The organism is Duganella sp. (assembly GCF_039595735.1).
GTDB lineage: Bacteria > Pseudomonadota > Gammaproteobacteria > Burkholderiales > Burkholderiaceae_D > Rugamonas.
This window is the reverse complement of sequence record NZ_JBCNLB010000001.1, coordinates 58,154-83,002: the sequence shown is the minus strand read 5'-3', so window position 1 is coordinate 83,002 and position 24,849 is coordinate 58,154. Positions and strand designations below refer to the sequence as shown.

Here is a 24,849-nt window from a genome sequence, read left to right as displayed (position 1 = left end):
ATGAACACCCTGACCTACAATCCGGCAGCGACGCTGTCCGGCGGCGACTTCAAGCGCCGCGGCCGCAAGCTGGCCCCGATGGCCGCCATCGTCGTAGGTCACGCTGTGGTGTTTTACCTGGCTTATTCCGGCATGCTGCGCACGGTCACGCATGCCATTCTGCCGCAGGTGGTGACGGTCACGTTTGTGGCCGCCCCGGAACCGCTGAAGGCGCCGCCGCCACCGAAAGTGGTGCCGCTGGTACAGCCGAAGCCAACCTTCGTGCCGCCGCTGCCGCAAGTGAATATCGTCCAGACTGAACCCACCATCACCCTGCCGCCGCCGCAACCGCGTCCAAGCGACGCCACGCCGGCCGTGGCCGCGCCGGCGGCTGCCGTGGCGCCGCCCGCACCGCCGCAACCGAGCGCGCCGAAGACGGTCTCGGGCGTGGAATATGTGCGCGCGCCGCAACCGGTGTATCCAAGCATGTCGCGCCGCATGGGCGAAACCGGCACCGTCATGCTGCGCGTGCTGATCGGGGAAAAGGGAACGGCGGAACAGGTGACGATCCAGAAATCGTCCGGTTTCAGCAATCTGGATGAAGCGGGCCGCCAGGCCGTGCTGCGCGCCCTGTACAAACCGCATGTCGAGGATGGCAAGGCCATCCCCGTGTATGCACTGGTGCCAATTAACTTCCAGCTCGGCTGATCACAGATCCAGCCTGCCTTCGATAGAGTCATCCAGGGTCTTGCCGATCACGGCGCCAATCAGCATCTTGACGCTGGCCACGGCTTTGCCGTGCTTGGTATCCCAGTAGTAGCCGTAAGTCGGCGCAAACTTGATCAGCGTGATGCGCGGATCATTTTCGCCCTCGGTGAACCAGGTCTTCATGGTGAAACTCCACAGTTCCTTGAGCTTGACCGGATCGCGCAGCACGGTGGCGATGCCTTCCAGATGCATGAACTCGGAATGCGCCGAGCCCTGGAAGTACAAGGTGGCCGACGGGTCGGCCGCCAATTCCGCATTCTTCAGGCTGTCGCTGGCGGAGATGAACCACAGGTTGCCGAGGTTATCGACCTGCAGCGCGGTCATCGGCCGTGCATCGCCGGGACCGCCCTGGGCGTCGTTGGTGCAGAAAAAACAGCCGGGGGTGCTGTCGACAAATTCGCGGATCTTGCGCACGGCGTCTTCACCGACGAGATCCTGATGGTTTGATTCTACTTGGTTGGCATTGATGGAATCCATGGCGCGCTCCTTAGTTGAGCTTCCATGTTAGCTATCCGGGCGCTGGCGCACTGTGGGTTGCCGCACGTTGCGAATGCTAATAGTTTTCATTAGCTCCAATATTTTCAGGCCGGGGATATTGATACACTTTGGACGAAAATCATTGGCAATCGCTACACGTTGACAGTCCGTTCATGGCAAAATGCCGCTATTCCGCAACTACTTAGAAAGCCAGCCATGAAGGGCGACCAAGAAGTCATCCGCTTGCTGAATGCACAGCTGACCAACGAACTCACTGCCATCAACCAGTACTTCCTGCATGCTCGCATGTACAAACACTGGGGTCTGGAAAAGATCGGCAAGAAAGAATACGAAGAATCGATCGGCGAAATGAAACACGCCGACAAACTGATCGACCGCATCCTGATGCTGGACGGCCTGCCGAACCTGCAAGCCATGCACAAGATCATGATCGGCGAGAACACCGAAGAGATGATCAACTGCGACCTGAAGCTGGAACGTGGCGCGCAGATCACCGTCAAGGAAGGCATCGCCGCCGCCGAGAAGGCCGCCGACTACGTGTCGCGCGACCTGCTGCTGATGATTCTGGAAGATACCGAAGAACACATCGACTGGCTGGAAACGCAGCTGGACCTGATCGGCAAGATCGGCATCCAGAACTACCTGCAAAGCCAGATGAACGAAGAGTGATCACAAAACGCCAGCCTCAAGCTGGCGTTTTTTTATCTTGACCATCAACACAGCCACTGCGCCGCACAGCATCAGCACACCGGCCAGGCGGATCACATTCTCCGGATTCCCACCCAGCAGGCTGCGGTAGTACAGCGGCAGCGTGAAGATCTGGATGATCATCGGGATCACGATGAACATATTGAAGATGCCCATGTAGACACCGGTGCGCTCCGGCGGAATGCAGCCCGCCAGCATCACATACGGATTGCCCATGATGCTGGCCCACGCCAGCCCGATGCCCAGCATCGGCACATACAGCAATGCCGGCGTATGAATCTGCGGGATGCTCAGCATCGCCACGCCGGCCAGCGCCAGGCAGACGCTGTGCGTGATCTTCGGCCCGTAGCGGCGGGTGAACGGCACCAGCGCCAGCGCGCCCACAAACGCGATGAAGTTGTAGAACGCCCCCACCTGCCCCGTCAGCAGGCCGGCATCGCGAAAGCCTTGCGAGGTCTGGTCGGTGGTGCCGTAGATGGTGGTCGACAGCGACAGCATGATGTACTGCCAGTAGCAAAACATGGCGTACCACTGGAACAGTTTGACCCACGCCAGCTGGCGCATGGTGGACGGCATCTCGCGCACCGCGCTGGCGATATCGCCCAGGGCATGGCGCCAGCCAGCCGGCCTGGCGCGCATCGCCTGCAGTTCGGCTTCGGTGAGCGGATTTTCCTTGGTGGTCTTCAGGGTCCACAGCACGGAGCTGATCGAGAACACCGCGCCGATCATGAAAGCGACAATGACGATGTGCGGAATGTGGCTGCCGTTGACCGCATCCTTGTTCATGCCCAGCCAGACCAGCAGCGACGGCGTCAGGTAAGCCAGCGTTTGCCCCAGGCCGGTGAAGGCGCTTTGCGTCAGGAAGCCGATCGAGTGCTGCTCCGGCCGCAGCTTGTCGCTGACGAACGCGCGGTACGGTTCCATGGTGACGTTGTTGGCCGCGTCCAGTATCCACAGCAGGCTGGCCGCCATCCACAACGTGGGGCTGAACGGCATGGCCAGCAGGCCAAGGCTGCACAGGATGGCACCGATCAGGAAGTATGGCGTGCGCCGCCCCCAGCGCGTGATGGTGCGGTCGCTCATGGCGCCGATCAGCGGCTGCACCAGCAGCCCGGTCATCGGGCCGGCCAGCCACAGATAGGGCAGGCTGGCTTCATCGGCGCCCAGGTATTTGTAGATGGGGCTCATGCTGCTCTGTTGCAGGCCAAAGCTGAACTGGATGCCGAAGAATCCAATGTTCATGTTGACGATCTGCCAGAACGACAGGCGCGGCTTCATGATGCGGCTCCCCAGCTTTTTATCCAGGCGGTGTAGAAGCCGATATCGGCCGGCACCGCGCCCGAGATGCCGCAGATCGCGCCAGCAAATGCATTGGCGCGCGCCAGCGTGACAGCCAGCGGCCAGCCTTGCGATTGACCGAACAGGAACACGGCGGAGAAAGCATCGCCGGCGCCCACCGTGTCAACGATGTGAGCTGGCGCGTGGCATTCGTGGTTGGCGGTCACCGTGCCGTCGGCCTCAAAGTACATCGCGCCGCGTGCGCCCAGCGTGACGATCAGCCCGCGCAAACCGAAGGTGCGCATCAGCACCAGGCATGCGTCGCGCATGGCCGGGCTGTCGGCCGCGCCGGTGCCGGGCTGCGTATGGGTGTACCACTTGAACAGGTCTTGCAGCTCGTCCTCATTGACCTTGACGATATCGGCCAGCTTGAGCGACTCATGGGCGATGCGCTCGGTGACCTGCCCTTCGCGCACGTTGAGGTCGAGGTAGCGCTGTGCTTTCGACGCTTCGAGCATGGCGCGCAAGGTGGTGCGCGATTGCTGGTGGCGCTGCGCCATGGTGCCGAAGTAGATCACGTCCGGCTGCGCGTCCGCCAGCGCCTTCAACGCCGGCGCGGCCTCCACGTAATCGTACGCCTGGTCGGGCAGGATGATGAAACGGTGGCCGCCAGCGTCACGCTCGACCACCACACGGCCGGTGGCTTCGCGTTCGTCCACTTGCAGCGCGGCCTCGCTCATGCCGAAGCGCTGGAACTCCTGGCGCAGCAGGGCGCCATTCTTGTCGGCGCCAATGCGGGTGACCATCAACGTGGCGACGCCGAAGGCCGCCAGGTTGCGCGCCACATTGAACGGCGCGCCGCCCACCACCTGTTCGGTAATGAAATCGTCGACCAGTGCTTCGCCGAAGACGGCGATGGTGTGTTGGCTCATGCTGTCGCTCCACGTTCCAGCCAGTGCATTGCATACGGTTCCAGCGTGACCGTGCCATCCAGTATGCGCCCGTCCAGGCAGTCGGTCCACTGCCCTTGCAAGGCGTAGGTTTGCGGCCGGCCGGAGAAATTCATCAAGGTGACAAAGCGCTCGCCGCGCGCCAGCGCCAGCATGCCGTCCGGCGCATCGGCCAGCAGCGTGCGGGGTGCGTTGGCGGCCAGTGCGTCGTGCTGGCGGCGCGCGTGCACCAATCGCAGCAGGGATTGGTACATGCGGCCCGCCTCGGCGCCTTCATAGTCGCGGCTCTTCCAGCGGGCGCGGTCGAATACCGGGCGTTGCAGCCAGCGGCTGTCCATGGCGTGCTGCGGGCGATGCAGGTAGCTGTAATCGTTTTCCATCGCCAGCTCGTCGCCCATGTACAGCACCGGCAGCGCGCCAAAGCACAGCGCCAGACCATGCAGCAGCAACAGGCGGCGCATGGCCAGTGCGCGCTCCTCCGCGGTGTTGGCGGTTTCCAGCCCCACCAGCGAGGCGGCCGCGCCGTTGCTGCCGTGCGCCGCGTTCGGATCGGTGCTCTGGAAGGCGGCGCCGCATGCATAGCTGCCTTCGGCGCCGGCAAAGAAGCGCGAGGCGCGCGCCAGCCGTGCGGCGGCATCCGCTCCCGCCTCGGCGCGCAGCACGTTCCAGCCGATGTCGTCGTGGCAGCGCACGTAGCTGAGCCACGTTGCCGCCGGCGGCAGCTCCGGGGTGTTGCGGATGACTTCACGCAGCGCGCCGGTGCCCTGCTCGGACAAGGCCAGCCAGCTGGCCGCCATCAGGCTGCTGTGATAGGCGATGTGGCATTCGCGCGCGTCGGTACTGCCAAGATAGGCCGGCAGTTCCTTGGTCGGCACGATGGCTTCCGCCTTGAGCAACACGCCCGGCGCGACGATATCGACAATCGCGCGCAGGGCTTGCAGGATCTGGTGCGCCTCCGGCTGGTTCATGCTGTTGGTGCCTTCGCGCTTCCACAGGAAAGCGGTGGAATCGAGGCGGAATACTTCGATGCCGCGATTCGCCAGGCGCAGCATGGCGGCCGCCATCGCCGCGAACACCGCCGGATTGGCGTAGTTCAGATCCCACTGATACGGGTAGAAGGTGCTCCACACCCAGCCGCCCAGCGCCGGCGTGAAATTACCCGGTGCGACTTGCGGGAACACCTGACCCAGCGTGCGCTCATAACGGTCCGGCATTTCGCGGTCCGGATAAACCAGGAACATGGCGCGCGCTTCCTCGTCGCCGGTTTTGGCGGCAAGCGCCCACGCGTGGTCGTCCGCCACGTGGTTCAGGATGAAGTCCGAGCACAGGCTGATGCCGGCCTTGCGCAGCTGCGTGGTCAACGCCACCAGATCCGCATTGGTGCCTAGCGATGGTTCGACATCGTCAAAACTGGACACCGCAAAGCCGCCGTCATTTTCACCGGCGCGCGCCCGCAGGAAAGGCAGCAGATGCAGATAGCTGACGCCCATCTCCTGCAGATACGGGATACGCGCCGCCACGCCATTCAGATCGCCGCCGAAGTTCTGCACATACGCGCAATACCCCAGCATGCGCTGGCTGAGAAACCAGTCCGGCTGCGCTGCGCGCTGTTCATCCAGCGCGCGCAGCTCGGCCGGGCGTGCCGCGTACAGCGCGCCCAGTGACGCCATCAACTCGCCCAGCCAGGTATCGAAGCCCGCATGCCCGCCGTACAAACCAGCCAGCAGCCGGCGCAGCACCGGCTCGTTGGCGGCCAGGCGCTGCGCGGCTTGCGGCCGCAGTTCCTCGGGCAGGACCGCGAGCATGCGGTCCATCATCACATTAGAAGGCATAGGACAGGCTGACTTTCGCGGCACGGCCGGAGATGGAGCGGGCAGCGTGACCGTCACCTTCCACTTCGGTGTAACCGATCTTGTTGAACAGATTATTCACACTCAGCGACAGCGTGGCTTTCTCGGTCAGGCTGTAGTTGACGAAGGCGTTCACCACTTCATACGCCGGCAGCACGATGGTGTGCGCATCGTCGCCCCACGACTTGCCGGTGCCGATCAAGCTGGCGCCAACCGTGGCACTGCCAAAGCTGTAGCTCGGCGCCAGCTGGTAGATGTACCTGGCCTGGCGGCGCGGCGTGTTGCCGATATTGGCGACATCCGCTGCTGCGGTGCCGACGATCTTGGCGTCGGTATAGGTCATGCCGCCGGTGATGCGGAAGCCGCCATTGCTGTAAGCGCCCTCCAGCTCCACGCCCTTGGCGTCGTACTTGTTGGAGGTACTGCGCTGGGTGGTCGCTTCGTAATTGCTCTCGTCGGTCTTGGCCTGGAACAGCGTGACGAAGGTGCTGATGCCGCCGCTGCGCCATTTCACGCCGCCTTCCACTTGCTTGACGGTGTTGATGTTGATCGGTGCGCTGCCGTCCAGCGGCGTGCCAAACAGGATGCGGTCCGCATTGAAGGCCACGCCATCACTGACGCGGGCAAACGCCGACAGGTTTTTCGTGAATGCGTAGTTGCCGCCCACCGAGTACGAATTGTGATTCAGCTTGTAGTCGACAAACTGCTCGGTGGCCGCATCGTAGCGCAGCGCGCCGTTGCTCATGGTCGCGATGTTGGCGGTGCCGCTGGCGCGCTGGCGGTCCTGACGGATGCTGGCATCCACATTCAGCGGGCCGGTTTCATAGCCCAGGTTCAGGTAAGGCGAGGTGAGTTTATACTCCATATCCACCGCGCGCGAGCAGCAGCCGCCGAAGGCCGGCCCCACCAGCCCCGGCGTGGCGCTGGCGGTTTGCAGCAGCGCCGGTTTGTCGCCGGTGGCCTGCATCAGGTATTCGTTGAAGTTCCAGGTCAGTGCCAGCTTCTGCGTCGACAGGTACAGGCCTGCGGTGGTGGTCAGTCTGGAGCCGTCCGCCAGCTTGAAGGTCTTGGCCAGCCTGGTGTCGTTCAGCGTGTTGCCGGCATCGTCGATCGAGGTGTTGAACACCACGGCGGAGAAGGCGCGGCCGTTGTAAGCCTTGCCCTTGTTGGGGCCGGTGGCAAAGATATAGCTGCCGACCGTGCCGTTATTGGCCGGGAACACGCCGGCAAAGCGGCCGCTGTTGTCCGAGGTACGGAACTTGTTGTTCAGGTTCCAGCCGTCGCCCAGATCGAACGAGCCTTCCAGGCCGATGGAATCGCTCTTCACTTTCAAACCGTCGTTGACGTTGGTGGAGACCGGCGTGTTGTTCTTGCTGAGCACCACGTCGCGCACCCAGTACGGCGAATAGAAGCTGACCGTGCGCGGATCAATGCCCGGAATTTCGCGGATCTGCTGGTTCACCACCTGCACCGGCACCGGCAGCGCGGTCGGCGCCTTGTCGTCCAGGTGCTTGAACGACAGGCGGATGAAGCCATTGTCCAGATCATGCGTGATATTGCCGCGGATCTGGCCGCCGCCTTCGGTGCTCATGCCAGTGTTGCGCACGCCTTCACCGGTGCGGTAGTTACCGCCGATGAAGAAGCGGGTCTTGTCGGAAATCGGGGCGCCGTAGTCGAAGTCGTAGCGGGTTTCGTCGTAGCCCAGGCCACGGCTGATGGCAATGTGGCCGCCCTTCTCTTCGCCGGTCTTGGTGATGAAGTTGATGATGCCGCCCGGCGCATTGGTCGCCAGCGTGGAGGCCGAACCGCCGCGCACCACTTCCAGGTGGTCCAGCGTGCCGTCGATTTTCACATAACTGTCTGGCGTGATGAAGTTGAAATCGCCCGATTGCAGCACTGGCAGGCCGTCTTCCTGGATCTGCACATAGCGCGCGCCGCCGGCCGAAATCGGCACGCCGCGCACGGTGATGTTGGCGTTGCCCTCGCCGCCCGACGATTCCGAACGCACGCCCGGCACCGAGCGCAGCACCTCGGCCGCGCTGAGCGGCGCGGCGTTCTTGATGGTGTCGCCTTCCAGGGTGCTGATGGACACGCTGGTCTTCATCTTGGACGACGCCGTGCTGGTGCCGGTGACCACCACGCGCTCCATGTTCAGGCCGTCCGAAGGCGGCGCCTCCTGCGCGGCGGCGTTGCCCATGTGCAGGACGGCGGTTGCGACAGCGGCAGCGATGCCGCCCAGTTTGAGGGTGCGATGGTGCATGGTTGTCTCCAGTATTGTCGTTGTTGCTGCTTTATTGAGCAGATGGACGCATTATGCAATCGATTGCATGAAAATGCAAAAGACTTTTTGTTACGGCTTTTAAATCCGAATGCAATCGGTTGCACAAATCACACAGTACTGTGGCGGACAATCAGTTGGGTAGGCAGTTGCTGCGAGGGCGCGGGACGGCCCTCGGTCAGTTCCAGCAGGGCGGCGACCAGCGCCCGGCCAGCCTCCTGGATAGGCTGCTGGACCGTGGTCAGCGGCGGGTGGAAATAGCTGGACAGCTGGATGTCGTCATAGCCGACCACCGCCACGCGGCCCGGCACCTCCAGGCCGCGCTGCCGCAGGGCGTTGATGGCTTCCATGGCCATCAGGTCGCTGCCGGCGAAAATGGCGTCAAACGCCGCGCCAGCGGCCAGCAGCTGCTCGACCGCCAGGCGGCCGCCGTCCGGCACGAAGGAGGCCGGCACCAGCAGCGCCGGATCAGGCGCGATGCCGGCCGCGGTCAGCGCCTGGCACAGCCCTGCGTAGCGCTGGCCGATTTCCGGCAGATTGATGTCGCCAAAGAAGGCGATGCGCCGGCGCCCCTGCGCCAGCAGGTGCGCGCCGGCCAGCGCGCCGCCAGCCAGATTGTCGCTGCCGACGGTGCAGTACAGCTGTTGCGGCAGCTGCGCGCCCCATACCACGATGGGCACATGGCGCGCGGCCAGCTGGTTCAGTTGATCATGATGACGCCATTGGCCGATCAGCACGATGCCGATCACCCGGCCGGTATCGAAGGGCGCGGCGGCGGCATCCAGCGTGCTGGCGTCCACCCGCGACACCAGCATGTCGAAGCCCTGCTCGGTCAGCGCATCGGCCAGGCTGCCCAGCATGGACAGGAAGAAGGGATCGGACAGGTGCTGGCGGGTGTCCGGGTCGTACGGCACCACCACGCCGACGGTGCGGTTCTGCTTCATGCGCAGGTTTTGCGCACCGATGTTGATGCTGTAGTTGAGCGAACGCGCCAGTTCCATGACGCGGGTGCGCGTCTCTTCGCTGATCAGCTTGCTGCCGGCCAGCGCGCGCGAGACGGTGGAAGTCGACACGCCCGCCAGCCGCGCGATGTCGGCCATTTGCAGGCGCCGGCTTTCTGCTTCGGGCGTGGTCTTCGGCATGGATCAGGCCGGAACCGTGTCCTTGAACGACTGGCGCTCGGACAGCTTGTCGTATAGCCTGGCCAGGTTGGGATAATCGTCGCGCCAGGCGATGTCCGGGAAGCGGAACGACAGCCAGCCCAGCGTGCAGCCCACCGCCACGTCGGCCAGCGAGTAATGGATGCCGGCGCAGTAAGGCTGGTCGCCCAGCTTGTCCGACAGCGCCTTCAGGCCCAGCGCCACCTTGTGCATCTGGCGCGCCATCCATTCCTCGCTTTGCAGTTCCTTGGGACGCATGGTGCGCTCCAGGCGCACGCTCACGGCCGCATCCAGCATGCCGTCGGCCAGCGCTTCCCAGCACTTGATGTCGGCGCGGTCGCGGCCGTTCGGCGGCAGCAGCTTGCAGACCGGGGTCAGGGTATCCAGGTATTCCACCATGACGCGCGAGTCGATCATCACCGTGCCATCTTCCATGACCAGGCTGGGCACCTTGCCAAGCGGGTTGAGCTGGCTGATGGTGGTGTCGGCCGCCCACACATTTTCCAATTCAAACTGGTAATCGAGCTTTTTTTCCGCCAGCACCACGCGCACTTTGCGGACGTAAGGGCTGGCGAGGGAACCGATAAGTTTCATAGACGCTTAGAGAGGAAGAACAGGCCCCAGTATAACATCGGCGGCTCCGGGGCCGGCCAATGGTAAAATCACGGTCTGCTCTTTCAACTTCCGTTCTTTCCATCATGACCACTACTCCTTACTCCACGCTGTCGGCCCTGTCGCCGCTGGACGGCCGCTACGCCGGTAAAACCGATCTGCTGCGCCCCATCCTGTCCGAATCCGGCTTCATGCACCACCGCGTCAAAGTAGAAATCTCCTGGCTGCAAGCGCTGTCGCTGGCCGGTTTTGACGAGATCAAGCCGTTCTCGGCCGAAGCCAACGCCCTGCTGGACAAGCTGGCCGCCGACTTCACCGAACAAGATGCGGCCCGCATCAAGGAAATCGAAGCAGTCACCAACCACGACGTCAAGGCGGTCGAGTACTGGCTGAAGGAGCAGGTCAAGGATGTGCCGGAGCTGGTGGCGGCGTCGGAGTTCATCCACTTCGCCTGCACCTCGGAAGACATCAACAACACCTCGCACGGCATGATGCTGAAAGCGGCGCGCGATAACGTCATGCTGCCGTCGCTGCGCAAAGTCATCGCCAAGCTGACTGAAATCGCCCACGCCAATGCCGAACTGCCGATGCTGTCGCGCACCCACGGCCAGACCGCCAGCCCGACCACCCTGGGCAAGGAAATGGCCAACGTGGTCGCCCGCCTGCAGCGCGCCATCAAGCGCATCGAGCAGGTGGAAATCCTGGGCAAGATGAACGGCGCGGTCGGCAACTACAACGCCCACCTGTCGGCCTACCCATCGTTTGACTGGCCGGCATTCTCCCGGAACGTTATCGAGCAGCGCCTGGGCCTGGTGTTCAACCCGTACACCATCCAGATCGAGCCGCACGACTACATGGCCGAACTGTTCGACGCCTTCGCGCGCGCCAACACCATCCTGCTGGACCTGAACCGCGACATCTGGAGCTACGTCTCGCTGGGCTACTTCAAGCAGAAGCTGAAGGCCGGTGAAATCGGTTCATCGACCATGCCGCACAAGGTCAACCCGATCGACTTTGAAAACTCGGAAGGCAACCTGGGCCTGGCCAACGCCGTACTGAAACACCTGTCCGAGAAGCTGCCGGTCTCGCGCCTGCAACGCGACCTGACCGACTCGACCGTGCTGCGCAATATCGGCGTCGGCCTCGGCTACGCCCTGCTGGCCTACGACAGCTGCCTGCGCGGCCTGAACAAGCTGGAAGTCAACCCGCAGCGCCTGGAAGCCGACCTGGACGCCAACTGGGAAGTGCTGGCCGAGCCAGTGCAGACCGTGATGCGCCGCTACGGCATCGCCAACCCGTATGAGCAGCTGAAAGAGCTGACCCGCGGCAAGGGCATCTCCAAAGCCGCGCTGCAGGAGTTCATCAACGGCCTGGCCGTGCCGCAGGAAGCCAAGGACCTGATGCTGGCCATGACCCCGTCGAACTACACCGGCATTGCCGCAGCTCTGGCTAAAGCCATCTGATGTAATTCAGCAAACTGCTCTACACTAGCCCCGGCGGCGCCTGCGTCCCGGGGCTTTTTTTCGCCTGTGCAAGCACGCTTCAGGTTTCTTTGGTATATTAGTCCTAACACGTACTATTTCCGGAGCTGCTATATGCCACGCTATACCAAAATCGCCATGTTGCTGCATTGGCTAGTCGCCTTGCTCATCATCGCCACCTTCTTCCTCGGCCTGTCCATGGTCGCCATTCCCGGCTTTTCGCCCACCAAGCTGAAGTACTTCTCCTGGCATAAGTGGATGGGCGTCACGGTGCTGTTGCTGGCCGTGCTGCGGGTGCTGTGGCGCGTCACCCATCAGCCGCCGCCCAAGCTGGCCTCGATTCCGGACTGGCAGCACAAGATCGCCGAGGGCATGCACTACCTGCTGTACTTCCTGATCTTTGCCGTGCCGATCTCCGGCTATCTGTACACCTACGCGGCCGGCGTGCCGGTGGTCTACCTGGGCCTGTGGCAGATGCCGGCCCCGCTGGCAGCAGATCCTGAACTTAAGGCAACTTTAAAAACTGTACATTATGTTTTGACCATGACGATGGCCGCAGCAGTAGTCGCCCACGCCCTGGCCGCACTCAAGCACCACTTTGTCGACCGCGACGTCACGCTGAAACGCATGCTGCCGCTGTAAATCTCACCCACTGGAGCCCCATAACATGAACACCATGAAAAAAATCGCCCTCGTTTCCCTGATGGGTGTCGCCGTTGCCGCCAGCGCCGCGGCCCTGAAGACCGATCCGGCCAAGAGCACCGTGACCGCCACCTTCAAGCAAATGAACGTGCCGGTGGACGCCAAGTTCAAGAAATTCACCGCCAACATCGATTACGATGCGACCAAGCCGGAAACCGCCAAAGCCACGGTGGAAGTGGACACCGGCAGCATGGACCTGGGCGACGCCGAGTACAACAAGGAAGTGGCCAAGAAGGAATGGTTCAACGCCGCGCAGTTCCCGAAAGCCACCTTCGTCTCGTCCTCGATCAAGCCGGCCGGCACCGGCAAGCTGACCGTGACCGGCAAGCTGACCATCAAAGGCAAGACCACCGACGTCACCTTCCCGCTGACCGTCAAGGCTGACGGCAAGACCCAGGTGTTTGACGGCGCCGTGCCGATCAAGCGCCTGGCCTACAACATCGGTGAAGGCGAATGGAAAGACACCAGCATGGTGGCCGACGACGTCACCATCAAATTCCACGTAGTAGCTGCGCAATAAACCACTCAAGGGAGACTTACCACATGAAATTGCAGATCCTGATCGCCGCGCTGCTGGCCGCTTCGGCCACCTCCGCCATCGCCGCCACCTACAACATCGACCCGACGCACACCTACCCCAGCTTCGAAGCCGACCACATGGGCCTGTCGGTATGGCGCGGCAAGTTTGACAAAACCAGCGGCACCGTGACCCTGGATACTGCCGCCAAGACCGGCGCGCTGGACGTGAAAATCGACGCCGCGTCGATCGACTTCGGCTTCGACAAAATGAACTCGCACGCCAAGGGCGCGGACATGTTCAATGTGGAGAAATTCCCGACCATCACCTACACCAGCAAATCGTTCAAGTTCGACGGTGACAAGCTGGTGGCGGTGGACGGCGAGCTGACCATGCTGGGCGTGACCAAGCCGGTGGCGCTGAAAGTGAACAAGTTCAAGTGCATCATGCACCCGCGCCTGAAGCGTGAAGTGTGCGGCGCCGACGCCAGCGCCGAATTCAAGCGCAGCGACTTCGGCCTGAACTACGGCCTGCCGAACTTCTCGCCGGAAGTGAAACTGGCTATCCAGATCGAAGCCATCAAAGCCGAGTAACCCGCCACCTCCGGGGTCAGGTCCGCCATTTCTACACGGGCTGTGCCGTAGCGGCCGCTACGGCACAGCCCGTGTAGAAATGGCGGACCTGACCCCGGAGTTATGACCCCGGAGTTATTTTCCTGAAAATTCTGGTTGACGCGAACGTAAGGTCTGACGATACTTTGTTCGCCACAATTTATCAGGAAGACAAATGAAAAAATCCCTCCTCGTGCTCGCCATCCTGAGCACCGCAGCCCATGCCGATGAAGGCATGTGGATGCCGCAGCAGCTGCCACAAGTAGCCAAGCAACTGAAGGCAGCCGGCCTCAAACTCGATCCCGCCAATCTGACCAAGCTGACCGAATTCCCGATGGGCGCCATCGTCAGCCTGGGCGGCTGCTCGGCCTCGTTCGTGTCGCCCCAGGGCCTGGTCGCCACCAATCACCATTGCGTGTACGGCAGCGTGGCCCACAATTCGACGCCGCAACGCGATCTGCTGGCCAACGGCTTCCTGGCCCATAACTTGGGCGAGGAACTGCCCGCCGCACCGGGCACCCGCGTCTACGTGACCAAGGCGGTGACCGATGTCAGCAAACAGATCATCACCCCGGCCGTGGCCAAGCTGAACGGCAAGCAGCGCAGCGATGCCATCGAGAAAAACCAGAAAGCCCTGCAGACCGAGTGCGAGAAAGATCCCGGCCACCGCTGTACCGTGTCGTCTTATTACGGCGGCCTGGAGTTCTACCTGATCAAGCAACTGGAAATCCGCGACGTGCGCTTGGTGCACGCGCCGCCGGAAGGCGTGGGCAAGTTCGGCGGCGATACCGACAACTGGATGTGGCCGCGCCATACCGGCGATTACGGCTTTTACCGCGCCTACGTCAGCAAGGACGGCAAGGCCGCCGACTACAGCAAGGATAACGTGCCTTACCTGCCGCAGCACTACCTGAAGCTGGCCAAGGAAGGCGTGAAGGAAGGCGATTTCATCATGGTGCTGGGCTACCCGGGCCGCACCAACCGTCACCGCCTGCCGTCGGAAGTGGCGTTTACCTTCGACTGGAGCTACCCGGCGTTCGTGAAGTCCTCGGCCGAAAGCCTGGCCATCATTGCCGATACCACCAAGGACAACAAGGACACCGCGCTGAAGTACGCGTCGCAAGTGGCCAATATCAACAACTATTACAAGAACCGTCAGGGCATGCTCGATTCCTACGCCGGCAGCGACATGCTCAAGCGTAAGACCGCCGAGCACGAAGCGCTGAAGCAGTGGATCAATGCCGACGCCAAGCGCAAGGCCGAGTACGCCGGCGATATCGAAGCGGTGGAAAAACTGATCGCCCAGCGCGATGCGGAATACAAGCGCGACTATTACTTCAGTTCGTCCAAGCCGCGCCTGCTGAACACGGCGCGCACGCTGTACCGTCTGGCCAATGAAAATGCCAAGCCGGATGTCGAGCGCAAGTCGGGCTTCCAGCAACGCGACGTGCCGCGCATCAAGGCTGCGGTTGACGCTCTGGTACGCAACTATGACGAGAAGGTGGACACGGCACTGGTGCTGAACAGCCTGACCAAGTATGCCGCCCAGCCGGCAGCGCAGCGCAACGCCGCGTTTGATGCCGTGGTCGGCATCAAGGACGGCATGAGCAAGGCCGAGCTGCAAGCGGCGCTGGACAAGCTGTACGCCGGCAGCAAGCTGGGCGATGCCGAGCAGCGCAAGGCCTGGCTGGAACGCAAGCCGGAAGACTTCAAGGCCAGCGACGACAGCTTCATCAAGGCTGCCGTGGCCCTGTACGAGCCGGATCTGAAGGCCGAAGCGGAAGAAGAGGAACTGGGCGGCAAGCTGCAGCAAGCCTATGCCAACTACATGAAGGCGAAGATCGCCTACATGCACAGCAAGGGCCAGGCGGTTTATCCTGACGCCAACAGCACCCTGCGCGTGACCTTCGGCAAGATCGCCGGCCGCGATCCGGGTGCGGACGGCACCATCTGGAAGGCCTTCACCACGGTGCAGGGCGTGGCGGCCAAGGCCACCGGCCAGGGCGAGTTCAACGCCCCGGCCGCGCAGCTGAAAGCCATCAAGGAGAAGGACTTCGGCAAGTATGTCGATCCGGTGCTGAAATCGGTGCCGGTGGCTTACCTGGCGACGCTGGACATCACCGGCGGCAACTCCGGCTCGGCCGCGCTGAACAGCAAGGGCGAGTGGATCGGCCTGGCGTTTGACGGCACGCTGGATTCCATCATCTCCGACTGGGACTTCAACAAGGCCATGACGCGCGACATTCAGGTTGACCTGCGCTACATCCTGTGGAACATGAAGCACGTCGACCACGCCGACAATCTGCTGAAAGAAATGAACGCAGACTAAGCGGCGCAGTGTGTTACCGCGTGGAGGTGCGGCCCACCGCAGCTCCATGCTGCGCCAGCCAGGCATCGGCAGCAGCCAAGGCGGATCTTTGGGGACTCGGTCAAGCCTGGTCCTTGTCACGGTGGTTAAGCAACGCGCCGGCCGCCAGTCCCAGCCCGAAAGCCGTGTACACCAACGCCAGCGAACTGCGCGACACCCGTTCTTCAAAGCCGGGACGCAGGCGCTTGGGCGTCATCTGATAATCGACAAAGCAGGCCACCGCTGTGGCCGCCGCTGATGCCGCCAGCGTGGCGCCGGGCGATTTGCGGTCCAGCACCTTGCCCGCCGCCTGCTCGAACAAGCTGGCCCACATCAGGGAACTGGCGTGGTGGATGCCGTAGCCGACCAGCGTGTATTTCCATGTCGGCGCATCCTTGCGGAAAGCCTTGTCGCCCCACAGCCAGTGACTAATGGCATTGTGCCCTGCGAACACATGACCGGCTTCCTGCTTGCCGCGCAGCGCCAGCACGGCTGCCGAAGCCACGCTGGCCAGCGCGCCGGGCAGCATGCCCTTTCCTATCGCAGTCTTCCAATCGTCCATGGCCATTCTCCCGTTTGGTGTAAGGTCAAAGCCAAGATACCGAAAAAATGAATCGCACGGCGCGGCGTAAGGAATGGCATGGAATACTTCATCTACAAGTGGCTGCACATTTTGTCGTCGACGCTGTTGTTTGGCACTGGCATTGGCACCGCGTGGTATCTGCTGTTTGCCGTCATCAGCCGCGACACGCGGGTGATCGCGTCCGTCACGCGCATGGTCGTGATTGCCGACTGGCTATTTACCGGCGTGACCATGATCGTGCAGCCGGCCACCGGCTTCTATCTCATCCATCTGGCCGGCTATCCCATGCACAGCCGCTGGATCATGTGGTCGCTGGTGCTGTATCTGATTGCCCTGGCGTGCTGGCTGCCGGTCGTGTGGCTGCAGATACGGCTGCGCGACCTGTCGGCGGCGGCCGCCGCCACCGGGCGCGAACTGCCGCGCGCCTTCTGGCGCTATTTCACCGCCTGGGTCGTCCTCGGTGCTCCCGCCTTCTTCGCCCTGCTCGCCGTGTTCTACCTGATGGTCGCCAAGCCGGTGTGAGCGTTTTTTGGCGGATAGGTTACAGTATGGCTTCCGCCCACTTACCGTAAGGAGATGTCATGCCCGCGAAGAAAATCGCCGTTGTGATCGGCAGCTTGCGCAAGGATTCGCTGAACCGGAAATTCGCCCACGAAGTCATCGCGCTGGCGCCGCCATCGCTGGAGTTCGAAATCGTCGAGATCGGTGAGCTGGCGATGTATAACCAGGATCTGGAAGAGAACGGTGCGGTGGCGCCGCAGGCGTGGACGCATTTCCGTCAGCGCATCAAGGATGTCGATGGCGTGCTGTTCTTCACGCCCGAGTACAACCGCTCGACGCCGGCCGCGCTGAAGAACGCGCTGGACGTCGGTTCGCGGCCTTACGGCGCCAGCGTGTGGAGCGGCAAGCCGGCAGCCATCGTCAGCGTGTCGCCCGGCGCGACCGGCGGCTTCGGCGCCAACCACCATCTGCGTCAGTCGATGGTGTTCCTCGACATGCCGCTGTTGCAGCAGCCGGAAGCCTACATCGGCGGCGCCGCCAATCTGCTCGGCCCGGACGGCAAGATCAATAACGACAGCACCAAACAGTTCCTGAAGAAATTCATCGACGCCTACGCCCAGTGGGTCGAAACCACCGGCAAGAAATGATCAGCGCCTGATCGCAGTGAAGGCGTAGCCGGCCGTGGTCAACGCGGCCGGTTCGCGCGCCGCCGGTGCGCCGCGATTGAGCACCAGCAGCAATGGCGCCTCGCGGGCCGGCAGCAGCGCCAGGTCCGCACCCGGCAGGCGCTGCGCCAGCGTCACCGCCTCGTCCTGCCCGCCGCTGATGTAGAGGCGGTAGGATGAGCGGCTGTTCCCCATCTCCAGCATGAAGCCAGCCACGCCGCGTGTGCCTGGCGCGCCGGCCATCGCCGTCACCCGCAAGCGCGTGTTTTGCTTGCGCAGGTCAAGCGTGTTCCAGACTTGCATGGGATACAGCTGCGGCCCGTCCGCCGCAGTCCCAGCCGCGCCCGGTGTCCGCGCCGCTTGGGCCGCTTGGGCCGCTTGCATTGCGTGGGCCGTTTGGGCCGCCTGCATCTCAACCGGGGTTTCCGCCACGATCACCGGCATGCCATGGCGCAGCGCGCGCAGCGGCGCCAGCCCTTCGTAGTGCCCGGCGGCGGCCGGCAGCACCAGCAGCACATCGGCCGCCGGCCAGCCACGCACCGCTTCCCCGCTGTAGGCCTCACTATCCGCATCCACCGCCAGCACGCGCAGGCCCTGAAAGCGGATCAGCGCCATCCCCTTGCCCGCCAACTGCACGCGCCCCTGCGCCATGCCCACCGTGCCGCCGCCCTGGCTGCGCAGTTCGATCACATAGCGCGGGCCAATCTGCGCCACGCCCCAGCTGCACACCAGCGCCAGCACCGCCACCACGATCAAGGTCCGCATCCCGTTCCCCTGGCTGATTTTCACCAGGCCAGTAGAACACCGCCCGCCAGAGTTTTCTTTGAAGCAACGCAACGCTGGCGCTGCCGGCGCTCAAAAAACGGGCACGATGATACAATCTCGCCCTCGACAGCGGGCTTATCCAGCCCGCCTTCCCCCAAAACACCCGCTGAGATCCAGACGACCATGCACCCAGACATGCCGACGCCTTACGAAAAAGGCAATCAAAACCAGACCACCACGTGGAGCGAATGCATCGCCTTCTACGAAGCCCTGGCGCAGCGCTTCCCGCAAGTGCTGCGATTTGAGCAGATCGGCGTGTCCGACGGCGGCATCCCGGTGCACGCCGGCGTGGTCAGTGCCGACGGTGTGCACGATCGCACCCAGATCAAGGCCGAAGGCCGCCCCGTCTTCTTCAACAACAACGGCATCCACCCCGGCGAACCCGAAGGCGTGGATGCCTGCATGGCCATCGTGCGCGACCTGTGCTTCGATGCAGCCAAGCTGGCGGCGCTCGGCAAGACTGTGCTGCTGTTCGTCCCGCTGTACAACGTTGACGGCGCGCTGAACCGCGCCAACACCTCGCGCGTCAATCAGGACGGCCCGGAGCAATTCGGCTTCCGCGGCAACAGCCGCCACCTCGACCTGAACCGCGACTTCGTCAAGTGCGACACGCTCAACGCCCGCATCTTCAATCAGCTGCTGACCAGCTGGGACCCGGACGTGATGGTCGATACCCACACCTCCAACGGCGCCGATTATCCGTACACCATGACCCTGATCCACACGCAGGCGGACAAGCTGGGCTACGGCCTCGGCCCCTTCCTGCGCGAGACCATGCTGCCGCACATCTACAAGGAGATGGAAGCGAAAGGCTGGCCGACCTGCCCGTACGTCAATCCGGTCAGGGACACGCCGGACGACGGCATCGCCGAGTTCCTGGAAGTGCCGCGCTTCTCGACCGGCTTCGCCGCCCTGCATCATGTGATCGGCTTCATGCCGGAGACGCACATGCTCAAGCCCTTCAAGGACCGCTACGATTCGATGCGCGCCCTGCTGGACGTGACCATGGCTTTCACCGTCTCGCACGGCGAACAAATCAGGCAGCTGCGCGCCGAAGCGCGCGAGCAGGCCGCCAACGCCAGCGAATGGACCGTGGCCTGGAAGATGGACGAAAACAATCCATCGACCTTCCGCTTCAAAGGCTACGAAGCAAAGCGCAGCCCATCCCTGCTGGGCGACTACCAGCGCCTGTCGTACGACCGCAGCAAGCCGTGGGAAAAGGACATCGCCTACTACAACAGCTTCGTGCCGGCAGCCACCGTGCGTGCGCCAAAAGGCTACATCGTGCCGCAAGCCTGGCGCGAAGCCATCGAGCGCCTGCAATGGAATGGCGTCGACATGGCGCGCTTTGACGAAGCCTCCACCGTGGAAGCGCAGTATTACCACATCGTCTCCGTCACCTCGCGCCCGACCGCCTACGAAGGCCATATGTACCACGACGAAGTGCAGCTGGAAGCGCGCACCGGCAGCTTTACCGTGCAGCCGGGCGACTACTTCATTCCGCTCAAGCAGGCCAACGCCCGCTACGCCGTCGAAACGCTGGAACCGCAAGGCCATGACTCCTTCTTCCGCTGGGGCTTCTTCAACAGCGTGCTGGAGAAAAAAGAGAACTACTCCGACTACGTGTTCGAAGACCTGGCCATGGAAATGCTGGAAACCGAACCAGAACTGAAAGCCGGATTCGAAGCCTGGAAAGCCGCCAATCCGGCGCTGCTGTCGGATCAGGACGCGGTGCTCGGCTTCATCTTCGCCAACGGCAAACGCCACCAGGAACCTGAGTGGCGCCGCTATCCGGTGCTCTCCGTACTGTAAAAAAGTAGTCCCTCTGCGTCATTCAACATGCGCACCGCGGCGATCCTGCGGTGCGCATGCAAGCTGCCCACAAGGCCCAGGCCATGCATTACGCGTTAAATTTCCGAACCTTCTTCTACAGCCATTACTTTTATCTTGGCTTGCGCTTCGCCGCCGGACTGGTGGGCGTCACGCTGATCACGCTCCAATTTGCCGACCTGGCCACCGCCATGACGGTGTGCATCGGCGCGCTCTGCACCGCACTGATGGACATGCCCAGCCCCCTGCGCCACAAGTTCAACGAGATGAGCGCCTCGGTGCTGCTGTGCAGCGCCGTCACCCTGTTAATCAGCCTGTGCGCGCCATATCACTGGCTGCTCATGACCATGCTGGTGGCGATCAGCTTTGGCGCCTGCATGATGGTGGTGTACGGCCGCAAGTCGATGCCGCTGCAACTGGCCACGCTGTTCATCATGACCATGTCGATGGAACATTCGATGACGGTGCGCCAGTCCTTCGTCCATACCGGCTTATTCACGCTGGGCGCGGTGGCCTATCTGGCTTACGCCATGGGCATCTCGTGGATACTGCGCCACCGCATCAAGCAGCAGGTGCTGGCGGAAGCGCTGTTCGAGCTGGCGGCCTACATCGACATCAAGGCCGACTTCTACGACGCGCGCTACAACCTCACCGAGCAATTCAATAAACTGATCCGCCATCAAAGCCTGCTGGCCGACCGCCAGCAGGCATCGCGCGACCTGATCCTGCGCGCCCATAACAATGCCAAGGACGCGATCGTGGTGCAGGTGCACGTCTGCATGCTGGATTTGTATGAGCTGATCCTGTCCACCCATACCGACTACGCGCAGCTGCGCGTGCATCTGGTGGATTCGCCGGTGCTGAAAACGCTGCATGACCTGGCCTACAAGGCGGCGCGCGATATTGAATCGGTGGCGTATGACGTCACGCGCAAGAAGGCTTCGTATCCGGAGATTTCGTACGAGCCGGAGCTGGACGCCATCGAGGCCGAACTGGCGGCCATCCAGCAGCGCATCAACGAGGGCAAGCCTCAGCAGGAAGCACTGGCCGTGCTGCGCGCCCAGCGCAACAAGATCCGCGCCATCATCAAGATGATCGGTGAGCTGCATCAGGCCAGCCAGAAGGCCTACGACACCACGCCCTTCTGGGCCGATGCCGACATGGGGCCATTCCTGTCGCAGCAGAAGTACGAGTTCCGCATGATTCTGTCGCACCTGCGCTGGGATTCGCCGATCTTCCGTTTCTCGCTGCGGGTGGCGATGGCGATTTCGGTCGGCCTGCTGATCGGCGCGTGGCTGCCGTATGCGGCGCACAGCTACTGGATCGTGCTGACCATCGTGATTATCCTGAAGCCGTCGTTCAGCATGACCAAGCAGCGCCGGCGCGACCGCATCGTCGGCACGGTGATCGGCTGCTTCATCACGGCGCTGATCCTCAAGTTCCTCAACTATCCCGCGTTTATCCTCGGTGCGCTGGTGCTGTCCACCGTGGCCATGCCGACCTTCGTCTATCTGCGCTACCGCTATGCGGCGGTGGCGGTCAGCGTGATGATTTTGCTGCAGATGTACCTGATCGCGCCAGGCAACGAGAACCTGATCATGGAGCGGCTGATCGACACCATCGTCGGCGCGGCGGTGGCGACGGCGTTCAGCTTTGTGCTGGCGAACTGGGAGTATCAAAGCCTGCCACGCCTGGTGCGCGGCGTGCTGGATGTGAACCTGCGCTACATGCAGGCCAGCTTCGATCTGCTGCAGGGGAAATGCAAGGACGATTTCGCCTACCGCATCGAACGCAAGCGCCTGATGGACTCATTGGCCGGCCTGAGCTCCGCACTGGCGCGCATGCTGGACGAGCCATCCAGCAAGCAGCGCGCGGTGGAAGACATCAATCTGTTCATGGTGCAGAACTACCTGCTGATGGCGCACGTGGCGGCCCTGCGCGCCATTCTGCGCCGCCACGTGAAGGAACTGCCGGCCGAACAGCTGAACGCCATGCTGGCCGAGAGCCACGAGCAGGTGGTGCAGATTCTGGAGCACGCGCTCGATCCGCATGCGGCCGAAGCGCGCGAGGATGCGCTGATGTCGGCATCCACCCTGTCCGCGCAGGATGCGGCGGCGGCGGCAGCGGCGCTGGTGCCGTGGTCCGGCTGGCCGCTGGTTCAACGACGCATTCGCCTGCTGCAAGCGGACGCGGTGAAAATCATCGTCCACAGCGAAGCAATCCTGCGCGATGTGACGTAACATGGAGGGATGACTTCCAACTCATCCTTCAGCACCCGCGACCTGCTCTCCGCCCTGGTGGTGGTCCTTATCTGGGGCACCAACTTCGTCGCCATGAAAGTCGGCCTGCGCAACCTGACGCCGTTCCAGCTGGGCGCAGCGCGCTATGTGTTCGCCATCCTGCCGTTGATCCTGTTTGTGAAGCCCCCCAGGCTGCCGGCCAAATGGGTGCTGGCTTACGGCTTCAGCCAGGGCGTCAGCCAATTCGGCCTGTTGTTTCTGTCGCTGAAGGTGGGCATGTCGGCCTCGCTGGCTTCCGTCATTTTGCAGACGCAGGTCTTTTTCACCGCCATCTTCGGCTTCATGCTGCTGAAGGAGCGCACCAGCCGCGCCTTGCTGGCCGGCCTGGCGCTGGCGGCGGTGGGCTTGCTGTGCTTTGGCATGAGCTCCGTGCAAGCCGTGCATTCGGCCGACATCACACCGGCCGGCTTTGCGCTGTGCCTGGCCGGCGCCGCCATGTGGGCGGTGTCGAATATCGTCGTGCGGCGGGCGCAGAAGGAGACGCCGGAATTCGATGTGATCAGCTTTATTGTCTGGTGCGGCGCCGTGCCCATTGTGCCGTTCGTACTGCTGTCGCTGGCGTTCGATGATCCGGCCACGCGCTGGCAGTGGGTTGATGCGCCGTTTGCGACCTGGGTGGCGGTAGCGTATGTCGGCTGGATCTCGACCATCATCGGCTATGCGATGTGGACCCGGCTGTTGAAGCGCCACCCGGTCAATCGGGTGGCGCCGTTCAGCCTGGGCGTGCCGGTGGTGGGCATTGCCTCCGGCATGGTGACGCTGGGCGATACCATCAACAGCTGGCAGTGGGCCGGTATTGCGCTGATTGTGGCGGCGCTGGTGTGCACCATGTTTGGCGGCCGCTGGCTGGACCGCCGGGCGCTGTGAAGGCCGCGAATCAGGCCGCGAAGCAGACGCGGTTGCGCCCCGTCTCCTTGGCGCGGTACAGCAGCGCGTCGGCCTTTTGCAGCATGGCTTCCGCCGTGCCGGCCGCGAGATCGGCGTACACGCCCATGCTCATGGTGACCTTCAGATCCGGATGTACCTGATGCCATGGGAAGGCTTCAATAATTCCGCGCAGCTTGTCGCACAGCGCGGCGGCTTGCGGCAGCTCGGTCTCCGGGAAGGCGATGACGAATTCCTCGCCGCCGTAGCGCGCCACCAGATCGCTCAGGCGCATATGGCTGCGCAGGATCTCGCCCACCTGGCGCAGCACCGCGTCACCGGTGGCGTGGGAGAACTGGTCGTTGATCTTCTTGAAGTAATCGATATCGCCGATCACCATGGCCAGCGGCCGTTTGTGGCGTACCGCATGGCTGAACAAGGTGGTGGCCTGCTCGTCGAAGTGGCGGCGGTTGTGCAGCTTGGTCAGGGCGTCGCGCACACTGAGTTCGCGCATTTGCTCGGCCTGCTGAAGAATGGTCTGGTGCGACTCCTGCAATTCCTGATGCGAGCGCGCCAGCTTTTCGCTCATGTCATTGAAGGCCGCGGCCAGTTCGGCCACTTCATCCTTGCCTTCGACCGGTACGCGCTGCAGCAGCGAGCCGCCGTGCATGGCGCGCACGGCGCTGGTCAGGTGGCCCAGCGTGCGGCCAAGGCTACGGCTCAGCAGCAGGCCGAGGACCAGCGCCAGCACGGCCGCACCGCTCACGCCGTACCACAGGGCGTCGCGCATGGCGGCCAGATATTGAAGTTCCTGTTTGCTTGGCGTGATCACGCCTTCCGGTGATACGTAAGCCACCACGCTGCCATTGACGGTGACGGCGCGCGCATCCTTGCGCGCGGCTTCCGGCAGCGCTTCGCCGTGGCGATACACGCCGGCGCCCAGCAGCACCTTGAAATCCTGATCGGCCAGGATGAAGCGGAATGGCGGCTCGCCGCCGCGGCGCGGCGGACGATAACCTTCGCCGCGTGGTGGCCGCTGTCCGTCATCCGGACCTTCGCCCCGCGGCGGGCCGCGGCCGTCATCCTGCGGGCCTCGCCGGTCTTCGCGCGGCGGACCACGTCCGTCATCTTGCGCGCCGCGCCCGTCTTCGCGCGGCGGCCGGCGATCCTCATCCTGCGCACCATCGGACAGCGGCGGCGGATGCTCACCTGACTGCATGAATGCGTCGAAGCCCTGCTTGCCCGGACTGGCCTGCCAGTTGCCGTACTTTTGCAGATAAGCCGTCACCACCGAGTGGAACTGGTCGGCCGCCTGCTCGCGCCGGATGGTATCCACCTTTTTGGTCATGCCCACGTAGGCCAGGCCGCCCACCATCGCAACCGCCGCCAGTCCGGTCAACAACAAAGCCAGCATGAATTTTGTGCGCAGGGACATCCGGACTCCATCAAATTATTGCCATGTGGACAGCAATGATACCTGAATTTCGCTGCCATACGGCAATGCAGTTTCATAGGAAAAATGCAGAGTTATACGGATAACTT

At 62.9% G+C, this 24,849-nt stretch carries 22 protein-coding genes; 12 read left to right on the top strand and 10 right to left on the bottom strand.

Features of this window, described 5'->3' with window-relative positions; genetic code table 11:
* Window positions 1-687 carry an energy transducer TonB gene (locus ABDW57_RS00350; protein ID WP_343728218.1) on the top strand — a complete coding sequence of 229 codons (687 nt, stop codon included), beginning with the start codon at window positions 1-3 and terminating at the stop codon, window positions 685-687.
* Here ABDW57_RS00350 and ABDW57_RS00345 read toward each other — a convergent pair whose 3' ends face one another.
* Window positions 688-1,224: a pyridoxamine 5'-phosphate oxidase family protein gene (locus ABDW57_RS00345; RefSeq protein WP_343728217.1), complete on the bottom strand. Its 537-nt coding sequence runs from the start codon at window positions 1,222-1,224 to the stop codon at window positions 688-690.
* Between the two features lie 216 nt (window positions 1,225-1,440).
* Between ABDW57_RS00345 and bfr the strand changes: the two genes are divergently transcribed.
* Window positions 1,441-1,914, top strand: coding sequence for a bacterioferritin (gene bfr, locus ABDW57_RS00340; protein WP_155464418.1), 474 nt, complete (start codon window positions 1,441-1,443; stop codon window positions 1,912-1,914).
* On the opposite strand, the gene ABDW57_RS00335 is transcribed toward bfr, so the two are convergent.
* From ABDW57_RS00335 to ABDW57_RS00310, 6 genes are all read right to left on the bottom strand, one after another.
* Window positions 1,915-3,231, bottom strand: coding sequence for an MFS transporter (locus tag ABDW57_RS00335; RefSeq protein ID WP_343728216.1), 1,317 nt, complete (start codon window positions 3,229-3,231; stop codon window positions 1,915-1,917). It abuts the gene before it with no gap.
* A complete protein-coding gene (locus ABDW57_RS00330) occupies window positions 3,228-4,163 on the bottom strand; it encodes a PfkB family carbohydrate kinase (protein WP_343728215.1) in 936 nt (311 codons plus the stop codon). The genes ABDW57_RS00335 and ABDW57_RS00330 overlap by 4 nt, the downstream gene beginning before the upstream one ends.
* Window positions 4,160-5,986, bottom strand: a complete 1,827-nt coding sequence (locus ABDW57_RS00325; protein ID WP_343728214.1) for an alpha-amylase family glycosyl hydrolase — start codon at window positions 5,984-5,986, stop codon at window positions 4,160-4,162. Before ABDW57_RS00325 ends, ABDW57_RS00330 begins: the two co-directional genes overlap by 4 nt.
* 16 nt (window positions 5,987-6,002) lie before the next feature.
* The gene (locus tag ABDW57_RS00320; protein WP_343728213.1) at window positions 6,003-8,291 is read right to left on the bottom strand and encodes a TonB-dependent receptor; all 2,289 of its coding nucleotides are present in this window, start codon (window positions 8,289-8,291) and stop codon (window positions 6,003-6,005) included.
* Between the two features lie 128 nt (window positions 8,292-8,419).
* Window positions 8,420-9,451 carry a LacI family DNA-binding transcriptional regulator gene (locus ABDW57_RS00315; RefSeq protein ID WP_343728212.1) on the bottom strand — a complete coding sequence of 344 codons (1,032 nt, stop codon included), beginning with the start codon at window positions 9,449-9,451 and terminating at the stop codon, window positions 8,420-8,422.
* A 3-nt stretch (window positions 9,452-9,454) separates the two neighbouring features.
* Window positions 9,455-10,063, bottom strand: a complete 609-nt coding sequence (locus ABDW57_RS00310) for a glutathione S-transferase N-terminal domain-containing protein (protein ID WP_343728211.1) — start codon at window positions 10,061-10,063, stop codon at window positions 9,455-9,457.
* Window positions 10,064-10,167: 104 nt separating this feature from the next.
* On the opposite strand from ABDW57_RS00310, the gene purB reads away from it, so the two are divergent.
* The 5 genes from purB (at window position 10,168) to ABDW57_RS00285 (ending at window position 15,721) form a co-directional block, all read left to right on the top strand.
* Window positions 10,168-11,544: an adenylosuccinate lyase gene (gene purB, locus ABDW57_RS00305; protein WP_343728210.1), complete on the top strand. Its 1,377-nt coding sequence runs from the start codon at window positions 10,168-10,170 to the stop codon at window positions 11,542-11,544.
* A gap of 132 nt (window positions 11,545-11,676) precedes the next feature.
* The gene (locus ABDW57_RS00300) at window positions 11,677-12,204 is read left to right on the top strand and encodes a cytochrome b (RefSeq protein ID WP_343728209.1); all 528 of its coding nucleotides are present in this window, start codon (window positions 11,677-11,679) and stop codon (window positions 12,202-12,204) included.
* A 25-nt stretch (window positions 12,205-12,229) separates the two neighbouring features.
* Window positions 12,230-12,784: a YceI family protein gene (locus ABDW57_RS00295; RefSeq protein ID WP_343728208.1), complete on the top strand. Its 555-nt coding sequence runs from the start codon at window positions 12,230-12,232 to the stop codon at window positions 12,782-12,784.
* Window positions 12,785-12,807: 23 nt separating this feature from the next.
* The gene (locus ABDW57_RS00290) at window positions 12,808-13,374 is read left to right on the top strand and encodes a YceI family protein (RefSeq protein WP_343728207.1); all 567 of its coding nucleotides are present in this window, start codon (window positions 12,808-12,810) and stop codon (window positions 13,372-13,374) included.
* A gap of 193 nt (window positions 13,375-13,567) precedes the next feature.
* Complete coding sequence (locus ABDW57_RS00285) at window positions 13,568-15,721, top strand: S46 family peptidase (protein ID WP_343728206.1); 2,154 nt, start codon at window positions 13,568-13,570, stop codon at window positions 15,719-15,721.
* Between the two features lie 100 nt (window positions 15,722-15,821).
* Here the strand turns inward: ABDW57_RS00285 and ABDW57_RS00280 are convergent, their stop codons facing one another.
* Window positions 15,822-16,301, bottom strand: coding sequence for a hypothetical protein (locus tag ABDW57_RS00280; RefSeq protein WP_343728205.1), 480 nt, complete (start codon window positions 16,299-16,301; stop codon window positions 15,822-15,824).
* A 78-nt stretch (window positions 16,302-16,379) separates the two neighbouring features.
* On the opposite strand from ABDW57_RS00280, the gene ABDW57_RS00275 reads away from it, so the two are divergent.
* Window positions 16,380-16,844 carry a DUF2269 domain-containing protein gene (locus tag ABDW57_RS00275; protein ID WP_343728204.1) on the top strand — a complete coding sequence of 155 codons (465 nt, stop codon included), beginning with the start codon at window positions 16,380-16,382 and terminating at the stop codon, window positions 16,842-16,844.
* Between the two features lie 59 nt (window positions 16,845-16,903).
* The gene (locus ABDW57_RS00270) at window positions 16,904-17,470 is read left to right on the top strand and encodes an NAD(P)H-dependent oxidoreductase (protein WP_343728203.1); all 567 of its coding nucleotides are present in this window, start codon (window positions 16,904-16,906) and stop codon (window positions 17,468-17,470) included.
* Here ABDW57_RS00270 and ABDW57_RS00265 read toward each other — a convergent pair whose 3' ends face one another.
* A complete protein-coding gene (locus ABDW57_RS00265; RefSeq protein ID WP_343728202.1) occupies window positions 17,471-18,253 on the bottom strand; it encodes a hypothetical protein in 783 nt (260 codons plus the stop codon).
* 183 nt (window positions 18,254-18,436) lie between these two features.
* Here ABDW57_RS00265 and ABDW57_RS00260 point away from each other — a divergent pair, with 183 nt between their 5' ends.
* The 3 genes from ABDW57_RS00260 (at window position 18,437) to ABDW57_RS00250 (ending at window position 23,310) form a co-directional block, all read left to right on the top strand.
* On the top strand, window positions 18,437-20,125 hold the full coding sequence (locus tag ABDW57_RS00260) for a M14 family zinc carboxypeptidase (protein WP_343728201.1): 1,689 nt from the start codon (window positions 18,437-18,439) through the stop codon (window positions 20,123-20,125).
* 83 nt (window positions 20,126-20,208) lie between these two features.
* Window positions 20,209-22,383: an FUSC family membrane protein gene (locus ABDW57_RS00255; protein ID WP_343728200.1), complete on the top strand. Its 2,175-nt coding sequence runs from the start codon at window positions 20,209-20,211 to the stop codon at window positions 22,381-22,383.
* Between the two features lie 9 nt (window positions 22,384-22,392).
* Window positions 22,393-23,310: an EamA family transporter gene (locus tag ABDW57_RS00250; RefSeq protein WP_343728199.1), complete on the top strand. Its 918-nt coding sequence runs from the start codon at window positions 22,393-22,395 to the stop codon at window positions 23,308-23,310.
* Window positions 23,311-23,320: 10 nt separating this feature from the next.
* Here the strand turns inward: ABDW57_RS00250 and ABDW57_RS00245 are convergent, their stop codons facing one another.
* On the bottom strand, window positions 23,321-24,742 hold the full coding sequence (locus ABDW57_RS00245) for a diguanylate cyclase (protein WP_343728198.1): 1,422 nt from the start codon (window positions 24,740-24,742) through the stop codon (window positions 23,321-23,323).
* Window positions 24,743-24,849 lie beyond the last annotated feature (107 nt).